This window comes from Flavobacterium sp. LMO6, assembly GCF_009495795.1.
In the GTDB taxonomy this organism is placed as follows: Bacteria; Bacteroidota; Bacteroidia; order Flavobacteriales; family Flavobacteriaceae; genus Flavobacterium.
On record NZ_WIBH01000079.1, the window covers coordinates 1 to 320 of the forward strand.

Annotated in this window: 1 pseudogene; it reads right to left on the bottom strand. The window is 42.5% G+C overall.

The features are described from left to right. Positions 1-320 (bottom strand): annotated as a pseudogene (locus tag GFJ99_RS13540) (pectate lyase); the annotation flags it as partial.

The following is a 320-nucleotide window of genomic DNA, read 5'->3' on the forward strand; positions in this document are numbered from 1 at the left end:
TTGTTCCGGTAGCTGTTGCTGGTGGACATCCTCCTGTTGTAGTTACAGTATAGTTGAACGTTCCTGAAACAGTTGGTGTACCACTAATGGTTGCAACGTTTCCTGACCATGAACCTGTAACACCTGCTGGTAATCCAGCAAATGTTGCTCCAGTTGCACCTGTAGTGGCTAAAGTAATATTCGTAATAGCACTATTGATACAAACCGTTTGATTCGTACCTGCAGCAATCGTGTTTAATGGCGTAACAGTAATAGTTCCAATTGTTGTTGCTGGTGGACATCCTCCTGTTGTAGTTACAGTATAGTTAAACGTTCCTGAA